Source organism: uncultured Maribacter sp. (genome assembly GCF_963974015.1).
In the GTDB taxonomy this organism is placed as follows: domain Bacteria; phylum Bacteroidota; class Bacteroidia; order Flavobacteriales; family Flavobacteriaceae; genus Maribacter.
On sequence record NZ_CAXBBZ010000002.1, the window covers coordinates 273,932 to 291,574 of the forward strand.

14 protein-coding genes are annotated in these 17,643 nt (G+C 35.5%); 8 read left to right on the forward strand and 6 right to left on the reverse strand.

The window, feature by feature from the left end; all coding sequences use genetic code 11:
* Window positions 1-76 precede the first annotated feature (76 nt).
* Window positions 77-871, forward strand: a complete 795-nt coding sequence (locus AACZ41_RS05675; RefSeq protein ID WP_339627385.1) for a DUF1206 domain-containing protein — start codon at window positions 77-79, stop codon at window positions 869-871.
* An 84-nt stretch (window positions 872-955) separates the two neighbouring features.
* On the opposite strand, the gene AACZ41_RS05680 is transcribed toward AACZ41_RS05675, so the two are convergent.
* Window positions 956-2,263, reverse strand: a complete 1,308-nt coding sequence (locus AACZ41_RS05680; protein WP_339627386.1) for a dicarboxylate/amino acid:cation symporter — start codon at window positions 2,261-2,263, stop codon at window positions 956-958.
* A gap of 61 nt (window positions 2,264-2,324) precedes the next feature.
* Window positions 2,325-3,389 (reverse strand): chorismate synthase, encoded by a 1,065-nt coding sequence (gene aroC, locus AACZ41_RS05685; protein ID WP_339627388.1) that lies wholly within the window; start codon window positions 3,387-3,389, stop codon window positions 2,325-2,327.
* Between the two features lie 228 nt (window positions 3,390-3,617).
* Between aroC and AACZ41_RS05690 the strand changes: the two genes are divergently transcribed.
* Window positions 3,618-4,484, forward strand: a complete 867-nt coding sequence (locus tag AACZ41_RS05690) for a UDP-2,3-diacylglucosamine diphosphatase (protein WP_339627389.1) — start codon at window positions 3,618-3,620, stop codon at window positions 4,482-4,484.
* On the opposite strand, the gene AACZ41_RS05695 is transcribed toward AACZ41_RS05690, so the two are convergent.
* Window positions 4,481-7,399 carry an FAD-linked oxidase C-terminal domain-containing protein gene (locus AACZ41_RS05695; RefSeq protein ID WP_339627390.1) on the reverse strand — a complete coding sequence of 973 codons (2,919 nt, stop codon included), beginning with the start codon at window positions 7,397-7,399 and terminating at the stop codon, window positions 4,481-4,483. The two genes, AACZ41_RS05690 and AACZ41_RS05695, sit on opposite strands and share 4 nt — an antisense overlap.
* 90 nt (window positions 7,400-7,489) lie before the next feature.
* On the opposite strand from AACZ41_RS05695, the gene AACZ41_RS05700 reads away from it, so the two are divergent.
* A complete protein-coding gene (locus tag AACZ41_RS05700) occupies window positions 7,490-7,984 on the forward strand; it encodes a hypothetical protein (RefSeq protein ID WP_339627392.1) in 495 nt (164 codons plus the stop codon).
* Window positions 7,985-8,087: 103 nt separating this feature from the next.
* Window positions 8,088-9,206: a TlpA disulfide reductase family protein gene (locus AACZ41_RS05705; RefSeq protein ID WP_339627393.1), complete on the forward strand. Its 1,119-nt coding sequence runs from the start codon at window positions 8,088-8,090 to the stop codon at window positions 9,204-9,206.
* A gap of 70 nt (window positions 9,207-9,276) precedes the next feature.
* On the opposite strand, the gene AACZ41_RS05710 is transcribed toward AACZ41_RS05705, so the two are convergent.
* Both AACZ41_RS05710 and AACZ41_RS05715 read right to left on the reverse strand, forming a co-directional pair.
* Window positions 9,277-10,935, reverse strand: a complete 1,659-nt coding sequence (locus AACZ41_RS05710) for a hypothetical protein (RefSeq protein ID WP_339627394.1) — start codon at window positions 10,933-10,935, stop codon at window positions 9,277-9,279.
* Window positions 10,936-11,061: 126 nt separating this feature from the next.
* Window positions 11,062-11,712, reverse strand: coding sequence for a rhomboid family intramembrane serine protease (locus AACZ41_RS05715; protein WP_339627395.1), 651 nt, complete (start codon window positions 11,710-11,712; stop codon window positions 11,062-11,064).
* Window positions 11,713-11,726: 14 nt separating this feature from the next.
* Between AACZ41_RS05715 and AACZ41_RS05720 the strand changes: the two genes are divergently transcribed.
* Both AACZ41_RS05720 and AACZ41_RS05725 read left to right on the forward strand, forming a co-directional pair.
* Window positions 11,727-12,662: a lysophospholipid acyltransferase family protein gene (locus AACZ41_RS05720; protein ID WP_339627396.1), complete on the forward strand. Its 936-nt coding sequence runs from the start codon at window positions 11,727-11,729 to the stop codon at window positions 12,660-12,662.
* Window positions 12,663-12,757: 95 nt separating this feature from the next.
* Window positions 12,758-13,747, forward strand: coding sequence for a sterol desaturase family protein (locus AACZ41_RS05725; protein ID WP_339627397.1), 990 nt, complete (start codon window positions 12,758-12,760; stop codon window positions 13,745-13,747).
* Here the strand turns inward: AACZ41_RS05725 and glmM are convergent.
* Entirely contained in the window at window positions 13,744-15,132 is a 1,389-nt protein-coding gene (glmM, locus tag AACZ41_RS05730; RefSeq protein ID WP_339627398.1) for a phosphoglucosamine mutase, read from the reverse strand. The two genes, AACZ41_RS05725 and glmM, sit on opposite strands and share 4 nt — an antisense overlap.
* Before the next feature lie 94 nt (window positions 15,133-15,226).
* On the opposite strand from glmM, the gene AACZ41_RS05735 reads away from it, so the two are divergent.
* Window positions 15,227-15,823: an ACP phosphodiesterase gene (locus tag AACZ41_RS05735; RefSeq protein ID WP_339627399.1), complete on the forward strand. Its 597-nt coding sequence runs from the start codon at window positions 15,227-15,229 to the stop codon at window positions 15,821-15,823.
* 62 nt (window positions 15,824-15,885) lie between these two features.
* Window positions 15,886-17,577, forward strand: coding sequence for a gamma-glutamyltransferase (gene ggt, locus AACZ41_RS05740; RefSeq protein WP_339627400.1), 1,692 nt, complete (start codon window positions 15,886-15,888; stop codon window positions 17,575-17,577).
* The last annotated feature ends 66 nt before the right edge of the window (window positions 17,578-17,643 follow it).

The following is a 17,643-nucleotide window of genomic DNA, read 5'->3' on the forward strand; positions in this document are numbered from 1 at the left end:
CTAAGCATCATTGCACCGCTTAGCATAAAATTATTGGTATATATTATCAACTAATAACACCTTATGGTTGAATAATATGGGTCTAAAATTAAAGAAGCTTGCTGTTTGGGGATTTATTTCTAAAGGTATTGTATATGCCTTAACCGGTTTATTAGCCTTGTTCAGTGCCTTTAATATGGGTGGAAAAAAAGCGGGAAAATTAGAGATTATTGACTATTTGGAAAATAAACCTTTTGGCAATGTTTTGATTTTTATTTTAGGAATTGGACTTATCTGTTATTCGATTTGGAGAATCTTTGAGAGCTTAAATAATCCAGAAAAGATTAGTAATGACACAAAAGGTTTTTTAAAAAGAATCGGATTTTTTATTAGTGGTTGTATTTATGGCCTTATAGGATTAATGTCTATTACCGATGCTTTAAACTTAATTTCACTATTTAAGTCAAGTGGTAGCTCAACTAATCCCTTACCAACAGGTAACGCCGGTACGCTAATATTTATAGTTATAGGTGCCGCACTGTTGGGTAAAGGAATTTATCAATTCATAAAGGTCTATAAAGGCGACTTTCTTCATAAGTTCGATATTAAGTCCATACCAGCTATGGCGAAAAGAAAGTACATTAAAAGAATAGGATATGCAGGTTTAATTTCAAGAGGCCTGGTTACTACAATTATTTCATACTTTTTCTTAACTGCAGGGCTTACTATAAATGGTGCGTCATCAAATAATGTAAAAGGAACAGCAGAAGCCTTTTCATTTATTCATGAACAACCATTTGGTAAATGGCTATTAGGGATAGTAGCCTTTGGTATGGTATGCTATGGTATATTTATGTTCTCAACTGCAGCATATCGAAAATTCGACACTTAACATTCATTAATATTTAATAAGAATTAAAGCTCTAATTTTGATTTAATACTTATTTATAATTAAAAAAAGCTTGAACTACGTATACTACGCTGACTTATTATAATTATCATCCCAATTCTTTACTTTGGGTTTCCCTAATTTACCCACCGATTTTGCTACCATCATTGAAACAGCAGCGTCACCAGATACGTTTATTACTGTTCGACACATATCTAAAGGTCTATCTACCGCAAAGATTAAAGCCAAACCTGCTTCAGGTATTCCGGCTTGTGCCAATACAATAACAAGCATAACCATTCCTGCACCTGGTACTGCCGCACTTCCAATTGAAGCTAAGGTTGCAGTTACTATTATCCCCAATTGAGCAGATAAACTTAAGTCCATACCAAAAGCTTGGGCAATAAAAACTGCTGCAATCGCTTGATACAGACTAGTACCATCCATATTTATAGTTGCACCAATAGGTAGCACAAAACTTGTCACCTCTTCATCCACCCCTAAATGCTCTTCTACCCTCTCCATAGTAACAGGTAGCGTAGCGGCACTTGAACTTGTTGAAAAAGCTAGTAATTGAGCTGGAGACATCCCCTTCATAAATGTACTTGGTGAGGTTTTTGTAAAAACCCAGACCAATAGCAGATACACACCTAACATTAAAGTCAATCCAAGAACTACACAGAAAGCATACCATGCCAATGCCTTGAATAAATCTAAACTTGGAGATTCCACAACCAATGCAGCTAATAAGGCAAAAACACCGAAGGGTGCGGCCAACATTATAAGGTCAATGAGTTTAAGAATAACTTCATTAAAACCATCAAAGAATTTCTTAACTGGTGAAGCTTGTTCTTCAGGGATAAGTATTAAACCAATACCAAAGAATATGGCGAAGAAAATAACCTGTAACATATTCCCATTATCCGAAGCTGCTTGAAAGATATTACTGGGCACTAAATCTTCCAATGCCTGTAATGGACCTGCTTCTTTCTGTTTTTCTGCTTTTGATTTTATAGCCTCTGCATCGCCTTTGTAATTTTCTACTAATTCGGTTCGTGTTGCCTCTGTAATTGATGAACCTGGTTTTACAATGTTTACGACGCCTAAGCCTATGGTAACCGCAACTACCGTCGTGGCAATATATATACTTATGGTACGGCCACCCATTTGAGAAAGTTTAGAAATATCTTTTAAATCAGATACTCCCTTAATTAAAGAAGCCAATATCAAAGGAACGGCAATAAGTTTCAATGAATTAATGAAAATATTCCCAAAAGGCTTTATCCAATCCGAAATAAATTTCGGCCCCCATTCTAGTTGAACCATTGCAAAAGCAAATAGAACACCTGCCAACATACCAATTAGAATTTGCCAATGCAACTCAAGCTTCCTCATATAATATATAGTTTAGGGAAGTAAGATAGTATTTTGATAGGAAAAGTACTAGGAAGGAACCCTATATTTTAATGGTTCTATTAAGTAAGGAATAATCTGCCAAAACAATTGCGGTCATTGCTTCAACGATTGGAACTGCTCTAGGTACAACACAAGGATCATGCCTTCCTTTTCCTTGAGCCTGAACTTTATTACCCTCTTTATCTATAGTTTCATAGCCTTGTATTACGGTGGCTACTGGTTTGAACGCGACATTGAAATAGATATCCATGCCATTACTTATTCCACCTTGTATACCTCCGCTGTAATTTGTTTTTGTAGAACCATTACTATTAAATTGGTCATTATGATCGCTACCCTTCATTTTCACTCCCTCAAAACCACTGCCATATTCAAAACCCTTAACCGCGTTAATGGATAGCATTGCTTTACCTAATTCTGCATGAAGCTTGTCAAATACAGGCTCCCCTAAACCAATCGGTACATTTTTGGCGACACACGTGATAATACCTCCTATTGTATCCCCTTCTTTTTTGATAGACTTAATATACTCCTCCATCTTCATCGCCATTTCTGGGTCAGGACACCTTACCGCATTTGATTCTGTTAAGCTTAAATCTAAATCTTTATAGTCTTTATCTAACTTCATATCTCCAACTTGAGACACAAAAGCTTGTATTTCTATTCCTTTTAAAAACTGCTTTGCAATAGCACCGGCTACTACCCTACTTGCTGTTTCCCTGGCCGAGCTTCTACCTCCACCACGATAATCTCTAAAGCCATATTTCTTATCATATACATAATCGGCATGAGATGGTCTATAAGAATCTTTAATATGACCATAATCTTTAGATTTTTGATTGGTATTATGTATAGCAAAACCAATGGGGGTACCCGTTGTTTTACCTTCAAAGACTCCAGAGAAAAATTCTACTTCGTCAGGCTCTTTCCGTTGTGTAACTATTGCAGATTGACCAGGCTTTCGACGATCTAAATCACGTTGAATAGCTTCTAGGTCAAGTTCAATTCCTGATGGACACCCATCAATAACCCCTCCTATTGCTTTTCCATGAGATTCCCCAAAAGTGCTTACCCTAAATATGGTTCCAAAGGTATTTCCGGCCATAATATGTACTTTCTAAATTAGTTGATACTGCTTGCAATACTTACTTCATCGCAAGCTTCAAAGGTAAATGTTAAATGCATGAAAGAAAAATTTTAAAAGTGCTTAATATTAGGGTAACCTTCAATAATTGTGATAATGATAATTTAACCTTATCATTAAGGATTGTTGACCTATATTATAACAGGTCAACATACCAATAGGTTTAATTTTGTCCTCAAAATTACTTCTTTGAAAAAACGTCGTCTTGAAATAGCTGTACTTTCAGATGTTCACTTAGGCTCTTCTGCATGTCATGCAGAAGAACTTATTACCTATTTATCTAGTATCGACCCCAAAATTTTAATTCTAAATGGTGACATATTTGATGCAAAGAAGATGCATAATAATTACTTTCCTACATCTCACTTAAAAGTAATCAAGAAAATATTTGCCATAGCTTCAAAAGGTACCATAATTCATTTTATTACGAGTAGTCGTGATGAACCTTTTTGCACGATTGATGGCATTTACATGGGGTCGATTAAAGTTTCCAATAGCCTTACCTTAAAATTAAACGGAAAGAACACCTTATTTTTTCATGGTGATATTTTTGATTTCTCCTTTCGACACTCACATTGGTTTCTAAATTTTGGTGGTGTCGGATTCGATGTGTTGCTCAGACTTTCTAAACTGAAGACAAAAACGCTTCGTTTATTCGGAAAGAAAAACAAACCTTATGAAAATCCTGAATTAGAGCATGGAGAACGTGACCCGGTTCAGATTGCTCGATTTGAACATAATGTTGCCAAAATGGCCATTGAACAGCATTACGACCATGTCGTATGCGGACACAGCCATTACCCAAATAAAAAAGTTATTGAAACCAGAAAAGGCGAATGCCTTTATTTAAACTCTGGTGATTGGGTAAAACATATGACGGCTTTAGAATATTCATTTAAACGTTGGAAGTTATATCATTACGAAAATGATAAGCTAGCTTCATTTTATATGGATGAGGAACTTAAATCAATGGATATTAATGAACTTATAGGCACAATTACCCAGAATAAAGCAAGTAAAGCACAGAAAAAACGTAAATATCTAGACAAAAATTAATTTACCAAGGCTTCTTTCAATATACTCACTGGGTGTTTTGCAATTCTTTTAGTACCGTCAAATATTTGATGTCTACAACTTGTACCATTTGCGGCAATTATGGTCTCTGGTGCAGATTTATTAACTGATGGAAATAATTTCAACCCTCCTATCTTCATACTCGTTTTATAATGTTCTTCTTCATAACCAAAAGAACCAGCCATACCACAGCACCCAGAGGGAATTATGGTCACTTTATAATTTATAGGAAGATTCAATACATCGAAAGTTACTTTTTGGTTACTTAATGCTTTTTGATGGCAGTGATTATGAATTTTAACATCTTTAGCGTCTTCTGTAAAATCGGTAACTTTCAATCGTCCATCTGAAATTTCCTTTGCCAAAAACTCTTCAATTAAAAATGAATGATCGGCAATTTTTTGAGCTACCTCTTTATCGGCTGCCATACGTTTGTATTCATCCCTAAAAGAAAGAATTGCTGAAGGTTCTAAACCTAAAATTGGTAATCCCAAGTCAGCAAATTTCTTTAATTCTTTTGTGTTTTTTACAGCCAGCTTCTGTGCTTGTTTTAAAAACCCCTTAGAAAGAAAGGTTCGCCCACTTTCAGCGAAATATAATTCCACATCATATCCCAAACGAACTAGTAATTCTATTGCATCTTTACCAACTTCTACATCTAAGTACCTTGTGAATTCATCAATAAACAAGACCACTTTATTTTTAGTCGTAGCATGTTGACTAACAATATTTTGTAAGTACTTATTAAAATTAAAACTATAAACTTTTGGAAAGCTCCTTTCTTTAGCTACTCCACTTGCTTTTTTAAGTAAGCCACCCAATAATTTTGACTCATAAACAACGTTGGTCAAACCAGCAACTTTACTTCCAAAACCATTTAGTTTGGTGTTATACGCAAACAATTTACCTCGTAATGGGTATCCGTTCGTTTCTTGGTATTGATATAAAAATTCAGCTTTTAAGGTTGATATATCTACATTACTAGGACATTCGCTGGCACAGGCTTTACAACTAAGACACAAATCAAACGCCTCCTTTATTTCCGGACTGTCGAATTCGTTTTTCGAGACAATTTTTGGGTTTGTTAAAAATTCTCGTAATGCATTCGCTCGACCACGTGTGGTATCCTTTTCATTTTTTGTGACATGATAACTTGGACACATACCACCGCTCATATGGTGTGTTTTTCTACAATCGCCACTACCATTGCACTTTTCAGCTGCTTTTAAAATTCCTTCACTATCAGAAAAATCTAATAACGTTTTAATTTCAGGCTCTACACGGTCAACTTCGTATCGAAATGATTTATCCATCGGATAAGCATCTACAATTTTTCCTGGATTAAAAATACCCTGTGGGTCAAAATAAGATTTTATCCTTCTTAGAAGCTCATAGTTTTTGTCCCCGATCATTAACGGAATAAATTCTGCCCGAACAATACCATCACCATGCTCACCACTAAAAGAACCCCTGTATTTTTTTGTAAGCTTAGCTACATCAGTGGTAATGTTCCTAAATAAAACTACATCAGAAGACTTTTTTAAATTAAGTATGGGCCTCAAATGCAGTTCACCAGCACCAGCATGCGCATAATACACCGCCCTTTGGTTATACCCTTTCATTATTAAGGTGAACTCGGCAATAAATTCCCTTAAATCGGTCAATGCCACAGCCGTATCCTCAATACATGCAACTGCTTTCATATCCCCTACAATATTACCCAAGAGTCCCAATCCGGCTTTACGAAGTTCAATTGCTTTGGCAATGTTATCACCTACCAAAGTTGCATTCGCATAGCTTAAACCAGAATCTTCAACTGTTTTAATCAGTGAAGCGATCTCCTTTTCCAGTTCCTCCTCGGTATGAGCGTTAATTTGAAGCATTAATAATGCTTCTGGGTCGCCTTCTACAAAAAAACGATTAGCCATTTGCGCCCTATTATTTTTAGTACAATCTAGAATTACCTTATCCATCATTTCACATAATTGTAGACAATGTTCCATTACCGGGACAACATCCATTAAGCAATCTTCTAATGAGGTATAATGTGTCACCACCATTGCCGAATATGCAGGCGGTAATTCATCTAATTGTATTGTAATTTCTGTGGTAAATGCTAAAGTTCCTTCACTGCCACACAGTAATTCTGCCATGTTAAAATACGGTTGCTGCCCACCAAATACATCAGCTTTCAATAATTCATCAACCGCATAACCTGTATTCCTTCTATGTATTTCTGGCTTAGGAAAATTATCTATAATTTCTTTAGCTATATCTTTATTAATCAATTCTTTATAAATACTATTATAAAGTGATGATTCAAATGTATTATTTTGTTGTTTTTGATAAAATTGTTCTTCTGAAATACGCCCGAATTCAGCTTCACTACCATCTGCCAAAATTGTTTTTATGGAAATGACCTTATCCCTTGTTACGCCATATTGTATTGATGTAGTACCAGAAGAATTGTTACCCACCATACCACCAATCATACATCTATTTGAAGTTGATGTATTAGGTCCAAAAAACAGTCCAAAAGGTTTTAAATACAGATTCAGTTCATCTCTAATAACACCTGGCTGAACAGTTACTTGCTTCTTAACTTCATCTAATCTTATAATTTCAGTAAAGTGTTTAGAAACATCCACTACCAAACCTTCACCAACACATTGCCCTGCCAATGAAGTACCGGCCGTTCTTGGTATCAATCCTATTTCATGCTCTTTAGCAAATAGTACAATTTTTTTTACATCAGATACTGTTTTAGGAAAAGCAACGCCAACGGGTATTTTTCGATAAACCGAAGCATCTGTTGCATAGAGTCCTTTTGTTAGATCATCATACTTTAAATCCCCTTCTAAATCTTGTTGTAACTTTGAGAGTAAATTATTTTTCAACGTAGCACAATTTTGACAGCTAAATTAAGTTTTATTGTGGGAGCTACATTACAATAAAGCTCATTTTTCATCACAAAAATTATGAACTATATGAAGATTTTAAAAGGTATTACAGTATTATTGTTTATGGCTACCTGCTCTCTATCGGCACAGGAAATTGCCGATCACGCATTAGGTTTACGTTTAGGGGATAGTGACGGATTTGGCGCTGAAATCAGTTACCAAAAATCACTAAGCCAGAGTAATAGGTTAGAATTTGACCTAGGCTGGCGAGATAGTAGAAATTTCAATGCTTTTAAAATTGCCGGCCTATACCAATGGGTACGCACTATCGAAGGTGGGTTTCAATGGTATTACGGTGTCGGCGGTGGCTTAGGCAGTGTTGATTTTCCAAATAACCCAGATAACAATAACGATGGCGGCTTATTTGTTTTTGCCGCTGGTGATATAGGAATTGAATATAATTTTGATATTCCTTTAATTCTATCGTTGGATTTTAGACCAGAATTAGGCGTTGTCGGTTATGACGGATTTTCTGATAATTTCGATTTTGATATAGGTCTTGGTATTCGTTACCAGTTCTAATCACTAGCTTAAAACTAATTTAAAGACCTCTGACCAATGCGTTAGGGGTCTTTTTTTATATCTCATATATAAGTACATTTGCAACTTAAACTAAGTGAATTGTATGAAAAATAGCATTGTAATTTTACTAACTGGAATTTTAATGTTCAGTTGCAACACCAATCCGGAAGGCTTCACCTTAAACGGAAAATTAAGAGGCGAAATACCTGATGGAACAAAAGTATTCCTTAAAAAGATAGGTGAAAACAATCAACCTATAGAGGTAGACACGGCAATAACTACCAATGGTGATTTTAAATTTACCGGAAAAGCTGATATACCAGAACTGCACTATCTTTTCGTAGAACAATTACCAGGCTATACTGCTGTGATATTAGAAAACGGAGATATTCAATTCAATGCTGAAAGAGATAGCATGGGCTTTGCTGAGATTAGCGGGACTTTTCAAAACGATGCTTTTGCAGATTATATGGAGCAATCAAGAGAAATTTCATTGCAAGCTCAATCTATACAACAAGACATGCAAGGGGCCTCCGGTGAAGCTGCAATGGCTTTGCAAGATGAAATGAAAGAATTACAGGAAAAGTACAAGACTTTTGAATTGGATTATGTAAAAGCCAACCCAAATGCATTAATATCTGCGCTAGTTCTTGATAGAGCAATTGCAACAAAAGCAGTTTCTTTATCAGAAATCGAAGGCATATACGATACCATGTCTGAGGAAATAAAAAACTCCCCATCGGGCAAAAAGGTTTTAGAAGGTATTGAGAAACTTAAAAAATCAGAAGAAGCCGGCAAGAACTCAAGTATCGGTGCAGTTGCACCTAATTTTTCAGGTCCAAATCCTGAGGGTGAAGTAATAGCTTTAAAAGATGTAATGGGCAAGGTAACTCTAATAGACTTTTGGGCAGGATGGTGCAGACCATGTAGAGCTGAAAATCCTAATATTGTTGCAGTTTATAAAAAATACCATAATAAAGGCTTAAACGTTTTAGGTGTTTCATTGGATAGAACAGAAGAAGCTTGGAAAAAAGCGATTAACGAAGATGATTTAGAATGGGACCACATATCCAACATTGCTTATTTCGACGATCAAATTGCAAAACTATACAATGTAGATGCAATTCCCGCAGCATTCCTATTAGATGAAAACGGAGTAATAGTCGCTAAAAACTTAAGAGGTGCGGCACTTGAAGAAAAAGTTGCTGAACTTTTAAATTAACACCCTTCTTTTAAAAAGCAAAAGCCCCAAGGTTTTCACCTTGGGGCTTTTGCTTTTATAGCTTGATATATTAAAATTTATCAAAATAGTCATTAAACGTTCCGGTCACGGTTGCACTACCTGCTTTAGCAACAGAGCCCCAAACTACGGCTATTGTACTATCTCCTAAGAATTCTACAGTAGCGCCATCTTCAAGTATTAAATCGCCATAGATCGACATACTGCCTTCGATACGTAGCGTAGCTCCAGCTTTCACAACTATATCGCGTGATCTATTCGTTCTACCGACAACAATAGTTCCGTTCATTTCAAAAACACCATTATCATTGATAGTAATATCATCTCTAACAGTCCATGAACCACATAATAAAAGAGTACCATCAACAGTTAATGAATTGAAACGTTTTGATCCTGAATAGGCTTGATCTTCACCAGCTGGTACAGAGTATCGTGAATCTCCGTTGAACGAAGCCAAATTTTCACAACTACTTACCAAACTCTGAGTAGGCCTGTTCAGTTTAATGATTTGAAATCCAGATTTACCTGAAGCTGCAAAAATATAATCTCCTTTAGATGCTACATAATTAATAGAACCCGTAAGTTCTATAACACCAACAACTTGAGTATTATCTGTTGTGTTCTCATTAAGGCTAAGTCCACCTGCTCCATTTGCCATTAACAAAACACCTTCATTCACTGCAACACCATTCGTTACAATATCACCTTGCTCAGCATTTTCAGGGCTTGTTAGAATAGGCAAATACTCAACAAAGCTACCAGAGTTTGCATTATAAATACCAGCTCCTTTAGAACCTTCTGCCACAACAATGTTATCATTAGAAAAATCCAAGGTACGCTTAGCATCTATTCCAAAATCTGATTCAATACCTATACTTCTGGTAACATTAAGACTTTGATCTAAAAAACCAACACCTTGGGCTGCATCCAAGACAGCTATTTCATTTCCATTATATGCTACGGAACGTAAATCCGCAAAGGCAGCCTCATTCAAAATACTCATGTCATTCTTATCATAAATAACAACAAAACCATCTTGACCACTCGTGGCGATAACATTATCGTTCATAATACTAACATCTGTAGCGTTAAAACCTTCTTGAAATCCGAAAGTAATATCTGAAGTATTAAGTCTACCTCCACTTACCGCTATTTTAACCACTACTGAGTTCGCGGTAGCAGTAACAGATTTTTCAGAATCTACACCACCAGCTGCATAAACGTAACCAGCGTCATAAGCTATCGAATTTAGGTCTGCATTTGTAAAATACACTCTAGATGTAACTCTTGGATTATTTGGGTCGCCAATATCAATAACATCGATAGCACCTACATAATCTTGGCCAACTGTATTATACGATACGTAACCATAATCACCATTTAAGGCTACATGCGTAGCAGTTAAATTTTCTCCATTTTCAAAAGAAGGAGGTGCAATTTGCGCAACCAAAGTAAGAGGGTAATCACCAGCTTGTTCAGCCTTACCAGTCGCATTGTACCTTTTTGCGCTTGAAATAGGATCCTCATAAATATCTAGAACACCAGCACGTTCGAAACTTATACTATTATCTAACTTTAACTGATTGGTTTCCTTTACTAAATTATCTTCAGGGTTTTCAAAAATTGTAGTTTCATCACTACAGCTTGCCACTAAAAACGTAGCTGATATGGCTATTGACCATATTTTTCTAATAGATTGGGTTGAATTCATTTGTAATTCGGGTTTTTTCAATAACGCCTTGTAGTACCCAAATGTTGTATATACCTAGAAAAACCCGATGAAATACAGCCCATATTGGTTCAAACAATCAAAAGAAATAAAAAAACACAAAATCTCTTAAATCTTACCCATCTTCTCAAGAGCGAAGAGTAAGATAATTGGGAGAGCCAACAAGCCAACCATAAGAGTTTCAGTTTGTAACAAACTTGGCATAAACAATAATGTACAAGCGTAGCCGCCTATCGCACCACCGAAATGTGCCGTATGACCAATATTACCCAAACGTCTTTTCATTCCGTAGATAGAATACAGTAGATACCCTATACCAACTACATAAGCTGGCACAGGAATAGGAATGAACATAATACCTAGTTGCATAGTTGGTTGCAATAGTATTGCTGCATACAAAATACCGGTAACCGCACCACTTGCTCCAACAGCAGAATAATAGGGTTCATCTTTATGAAAGCTTAGCGCCAATAGACTACCCGCTATAAGACTTACCGCATAGATTATAAAAAATTGAACAGGACCGAACCAATTGATTACTACACCAGCAAAAAAATAAAGGGTAAGCATGTTAAACAGTAAATGCGAAATATCTACATGTAAAAACCCAGAAGTCGCCATACGCTCTTTCTGCCCTGCTTTTATAGCCCCAATACTGAATTTATAACGCTCAAAGAAAGAAGTGTCATTAAAACCTTTAAGCGAAACCAATACGTTTGCCACAATTATTGCTATTGTCGCTATATCAATGTTGTACATTATCTACCATTTATTTGGCGTCAAATATAACTATATTTGCCCATAATTTTTTGAGAATGCAACTATTGGCCTTTGTTTTGATCTACCCATTTCTATGGGTAATTTCCATTTTGCCACATCGATTATTTTATGGTTTTTCTGATATTGCTTTTTTCTTTGTGTACCATGTGTTTGGCTATCGACGTAAAGTTGTTCAAAACAACTTGAATTTGGTATTTCCAGATAAGCCGAAGGAAGAAATAAATCGAATTGAAAAAGAATTTTACAAACATCTTTGCGATACCTTTTTAGAGATGGTAAAAACCATGAACCTTAGTAAAAAGGCCGTAGCCAAAAAATATCGAGTTGTAAATCCTGAAGTTTTACTTGAAATTGAAAAAGAAAGAAGTATTATAATACTATGTGCACATTATGCCAATTGGGAATGGAATGTAAGCATCAACAATTATGTAAACTCTAAAGGATACGCCGTCTATCAACAAGTAAACAATTCTTATTTTGATAAATTCATTAGAAAAACAAGAGCTCGATGGAATACTACCTTAATTACACAAGGCCAGACAGCAAAAACAATCATTCAAAATTTCAGAAATAATGTTCGGGCCACCTACGGTATGGTGAGCGACCAATCACCACAAGCACATAGAGCACACTACTGGACCAACTTTATGGGTATTAAAGTTCCCATTTTTAATGGCGGTGAAGCATTGGCTCGTAAAACAGGACTAGCTACAGTATTTTTAAAGGTTAGTAAGGTAAAACGAGGTCATTATAAAGCAGAGCTTATACCTATAGCCCTAAATGGTAAAGAAACTGAAGAACATGAAATAACGAATACGTTTCTTCGATTGACAGAAGAGCAAATCAGAGAAAAACCTGAATACTATTTATGGACGCATAAACGATGGAAACACAGGGATAAGAAACCCGCTGCCTTCGCTAAAACCTGAAGATAGCTTCAATTTGTTGCTCTACACACCAAATTGCCTCTATTTCTGTATTTTTAGAATTCATTACTACATTTAATGATACAAATACAAAGGACATGGAGATTTTAGATACTATATATAATGAAGTTTTTGGTTTCTTAGGTATTTCGCAGGCATGGGAGATAATTAAAAGTGGAGATTATAGTGCTTTTAGAACCTATGACGGAATCAAAAGTTTAATTTATCCTATTATTCCTTTATTGGTATTATTAGAACTTATACTTGGTTTAGCCTATAAAAAGCCCCAAACAAAGGTTTACAAGGTAAACTTCTTAATTTATGTTTTCAACAGATTTGTTGGTCGATTTATTGCCATTGCAATGGTCACACTATTAATTGGCTGGCTAGAACCTTATGCACTAATTAAAACAGAATCTAACTGGTATTGGTTTATTTACGGTTATATAGTTTGGGAGTTAGGTCATTTTATTTATCATTATCTAGGCCACAAAGTACGATTGTTTTGGTGCTTGCATTCTACACATCATGCACCCGAAGACATGAATTTATCTGTGACTTATGCACACTTTTTTCTAGAAGCACCTTATGCAGATATTATTAGGACAACAGTATGCTTACTTTTAGGAGTAGAACCTGTAATGCTCTTTTTAATAATGTTTATTGATGGTACTTATGGTGCATTTATTCATGTAGGAGAAAATATGATTAAGGATGCACGGTTTGGATTTTTGAATAAAATAATGCTTACCCCCTCTCACCACAGAGTACACCACGCCAAGAATCCACTTTATTTAGATACTAATTTCTGTAATTTATTAAATATATGGGATAGAGTATTTCATACCTACCAAGAAGAACAAACAGAAATTAAACCGGAATATGGTATTACACGAAAAGTAAATAGCGGAAATTTTTTCGATGTTTACTTCGGCGAAATAATTGCTCTGGCTAAGGATATTGCCCAAGCTCCTGGATTAAAAAACAAATTATTCTATGTTTTTATGCCCCCTGGATGGAACCATACAGGGGAGCACAAAACTTCTAAAATTGTTAGAACAACCTATTTAGAGAATAAATTAACTTAGATACCTGCAATCTCCTTAATCTCTTCAATTATTCTATTCGCTAAACCATCTGCCTCAGTTTGGCTTTTAGCTTCGGTATATATTCTAATGATTGGTTCTGTGTTCGACTTTCGAAGATGAACCCAATTCTCAGCAAAATCTATTTTCACACCATCAATGGTAGACAAGTCCTCTTTGGCATATTTTTCAGCCATTGATTTCAAAATACCGTCTACATCTAAACCTGGTGTCAATTCAATTTTCTTCTTACTCATGAAGTAGCTAGGGTAACTTGCTCTAAGTTCTGCAACCGTACCTCCTTTTTCTGCCATCAACATTAAAAATAATGCAGTACCTACCAAAGAATCACGACCATAATGACTTTCTGGATAAATGATTCCTCCATTACCCTCACCACCAATAATAGCTTTATTAGCTTTCATTTTAGCCACCACATTTACTTCACCAACTGCGGCAGCTTCATACGTACCACCATGCTTTTGAGTAATATCACGTAATGCACGTGAAGAAGAAAGATTAGACACTGTATTACCTTTTGTTTTACCAAGTACATAGTCGGCACAAGCCACCAAAGTGTATTCCTCACCGAACATCTCACCATCATTACTTATAAACGCTAAACGGTCTACATCTGGATCAACTACGATTCCGAAATCAGCTTTCTCTTTTACTACCAGTTCACTGATATCGGTCAAATGCTCCTTTAAAGGTTCTGGGTTATGAGGAAAATGCCCTGTTGGTTTACAATACAATTCCACCACTTCTACGCCGAATTCTTTTAAAAGTTTAGGAATAGCGATTCCACCCGTAGAGTTTACACCATCTACAACAACTTTGAATTTGGCTTTTTTTACAACTTCAGCATCAACCAAAGAAAGGTTTAAAACTTCATCAATATGAATATCAATATAGCTATCGTTCCTAGTAATTTCGCCTAAATCATCAACATCAGAAAAATCAAAATCTTCCTTTTCTGCAATTTCTAATATTTTCGCACCTTGCGCCGCATCTAAAAATTCACCCTTTTCATTTAATAATTTAAGTGCATTCCACTGTTTTGGATTATGGCTTGCTGTCAATATTATTCCACCATCAGCTTTTTCCATAGGCACAGCTATTTCCACTGTTGGTGTTGTAGAAAGGTCTAAATCAATAACATCGATACCCAAACCTATTAAGGTAGAAACCACAAGATTCTGAATCATTTCTCCAGATAATCTTGCATCACGACCTATGACCACTTTCAATTTATCCTTTTTAGAATAGTCCTTTAGCCAAATACCATAAGATGCCGCAAACTTAACAGCATCTATAGGGGTTAGATTATCCCCTGGCTTTCCTCCAATTGTTCCACGTATTCCCGAAATAGATTTTATTAGTGTCATATATTCTTAATAAGTTTTTGCAAATATAAAGGGTTCGTTCTTACCACTATGGTCCTTCTTTGTAAATTCGATTTAAGAAGCATAAATTAGGCGAATGAACTTTTTAGCGCATATATATCTATCTTTTAATGATAAAGAAATTACAATAGGCAATTTCATAGCCGACAGTATTCGCGGTAATAAATTTGACCATCTACCCAAAAGAGTTCAAAAAGGAATAAAATTGCATCGTTTTATTGACACGTATACCGATACCCACGATATACCTAAAATTAGTAGTAAACGATTACATGCCAACTATAGTCATTATAGTAGGGTAATCGTTGATATTTACTATGATCATTTTCTAGCTAAAAATTGGTCAAAATATTCTGATATTCCTTTGAATGTTTTTGTTGATGATTTTTATGACCTTTTAGAGGACAACTATGAAATTTTACCGGATGGAGTAAAACGAATGATGCCTTATATGATAGCCGATAATTGGATATTCAATTATTCTAAAATGGATGGTATTGCACGTGTACTCAATGGCATGAACCGTAGAACCGAAAATAAGTCTAAAATGAATTTTGCTATTTTAGATCTCGAACAACATTACGATGCCTTCGAGGAAGAATTTACCGATTTTTTTGAAGAGCTCATCACTTTTTCTAAACATAAATTCATTTCATTAGCAAAAAAAATATAATATTATAAAACTTTATGTCAACAATTTAGACGTAATTATATATACTAATAATTTAACTAACTATGAATCGGATAAAATTTATATTAACGCTGACGACATTCGTGATATTTTGCAGTTGCAAAGACAATCCTGCCAGCCCAACAGGTATCGTTACCGATAAAGCTATGGTCGTTTCTGCACGTGAAGAAGCCTCAAAAATTGGTAGTGATATCATGCAAAAAGGAGGTAATGCATTTGATGCCATGGTTGGTACCCAATTAGCACTGGCTGTGGCATACCCAAGAGCAGGAAATATTAGTGGTGGTGGATTCATGGTATACAGAAATGCAAATGGTGAAATAGGTTCTTTAGATTTTAGGGAAAAAGCACCTAAATCTGCCTATAGAGATATGTATTTAGATTCTTTAGGCAATGTAATCCCTAATATGAGCACATTAGGCGCAACCTCTGTTGGTGTGCCTGGTTCGGTTGCCGGAATTATAGAAGTACATGAGAAATTTGGAAAACTAGCTTTAAAAGATATTTTCGAGCCTGTAATTGCCATGGCAGAAAATGGAGTTATAGTTACAGCAAAGCAAGCCGAAATGCTTGATAATTATCGCGAAGTTTTCATTAAAGTAAATGGTGATAGTACAAAATTCGCATCAGTTTATAAAGAGGGTGAAGTTATAAAATACCCTAAACTCGCACAAACACTTCGTACGATAGCTGAAAAGGGAAGAGATGGATTTTACAAAGGCGAAGTTGCTCAAAAACTAGCAAGTTTTATTCAGGCAAATGGTGGATTTGTAACCGAAGAAGATTTAGCAGATTACCAAGCTGTTTGGAGAAAACCAATTACGTTTAAATATAGAGATTTAAACATCATTTCTATGGGTCCGCCAAGTAGCGGTGGTGTTACCATGAATCAGATTTTTGAAATGATCGAGCCTTATGATATATCCTCATACGGGCATAATTCCGAGAAAACCATTCAATTATTCACTGAAGCTTCACGCCGTGCCTATGCTGACAGAAATTTCTATTTAGGCGATCCTGATTTTGTTAAAATTCCTTTAGATGTATTGCTTGAAGACGATTACATGAAAGAACGTATGTCTGATTTTTCATTTGAGAAAGCTACAAAGTCAGAGGATGTTTCTCACGGTGAAGTAGAAATTGTAGAAAGTATGGAAACAACCCACTACTCTATAGTTGATACAGATGGTAATGCGGTTTCAGTGACCACAACCTTAAATGGTAATTTTGGTTCTAAACTATATTCTGATGAACTTGGTTTCTTCTTAAATAATGAAATGGATGATTTCAGTTCTAAAGCAGGTGTGCCTAATATGTTCGGACTAGTTGGTGCAGAAGCTAACAGTATAGAAGCTGAAAAAAGAATGCTTAGTAGTATGACACCTACCATTGTTGAGCGCAATGGTAATCTATGGATGGTTGTTGGAACCCCAGGTGGTTCAACTATTATTACCGCAGTAGCGCAAACTATTTTAAATGGATATGAATTTAAAATGAGTATGCAAGATGCCGTTAACGCTCCGCGTTTTCATCACCAATGGTTGCCGGATATGGTCATCTTTGAACCTGACGGATTTTCATCAAAATTAATTGAAGATTTAAAATCTAAAGGCTATCTAATTAATGAAGAGCGTACTCCCATTATAGGTAAAGTTGATGCGATTAGGGTTTTATCAAACGGTAAATTAGAAGGTGGTGCAGATAAGCGTGGAGATGATGCTGCAGTTGGATTTTAGATAAGTCTAAATTTTTAAATTTACATTTATCAAATTTGGTCTAAAAAATTATAAATGAATTATTTA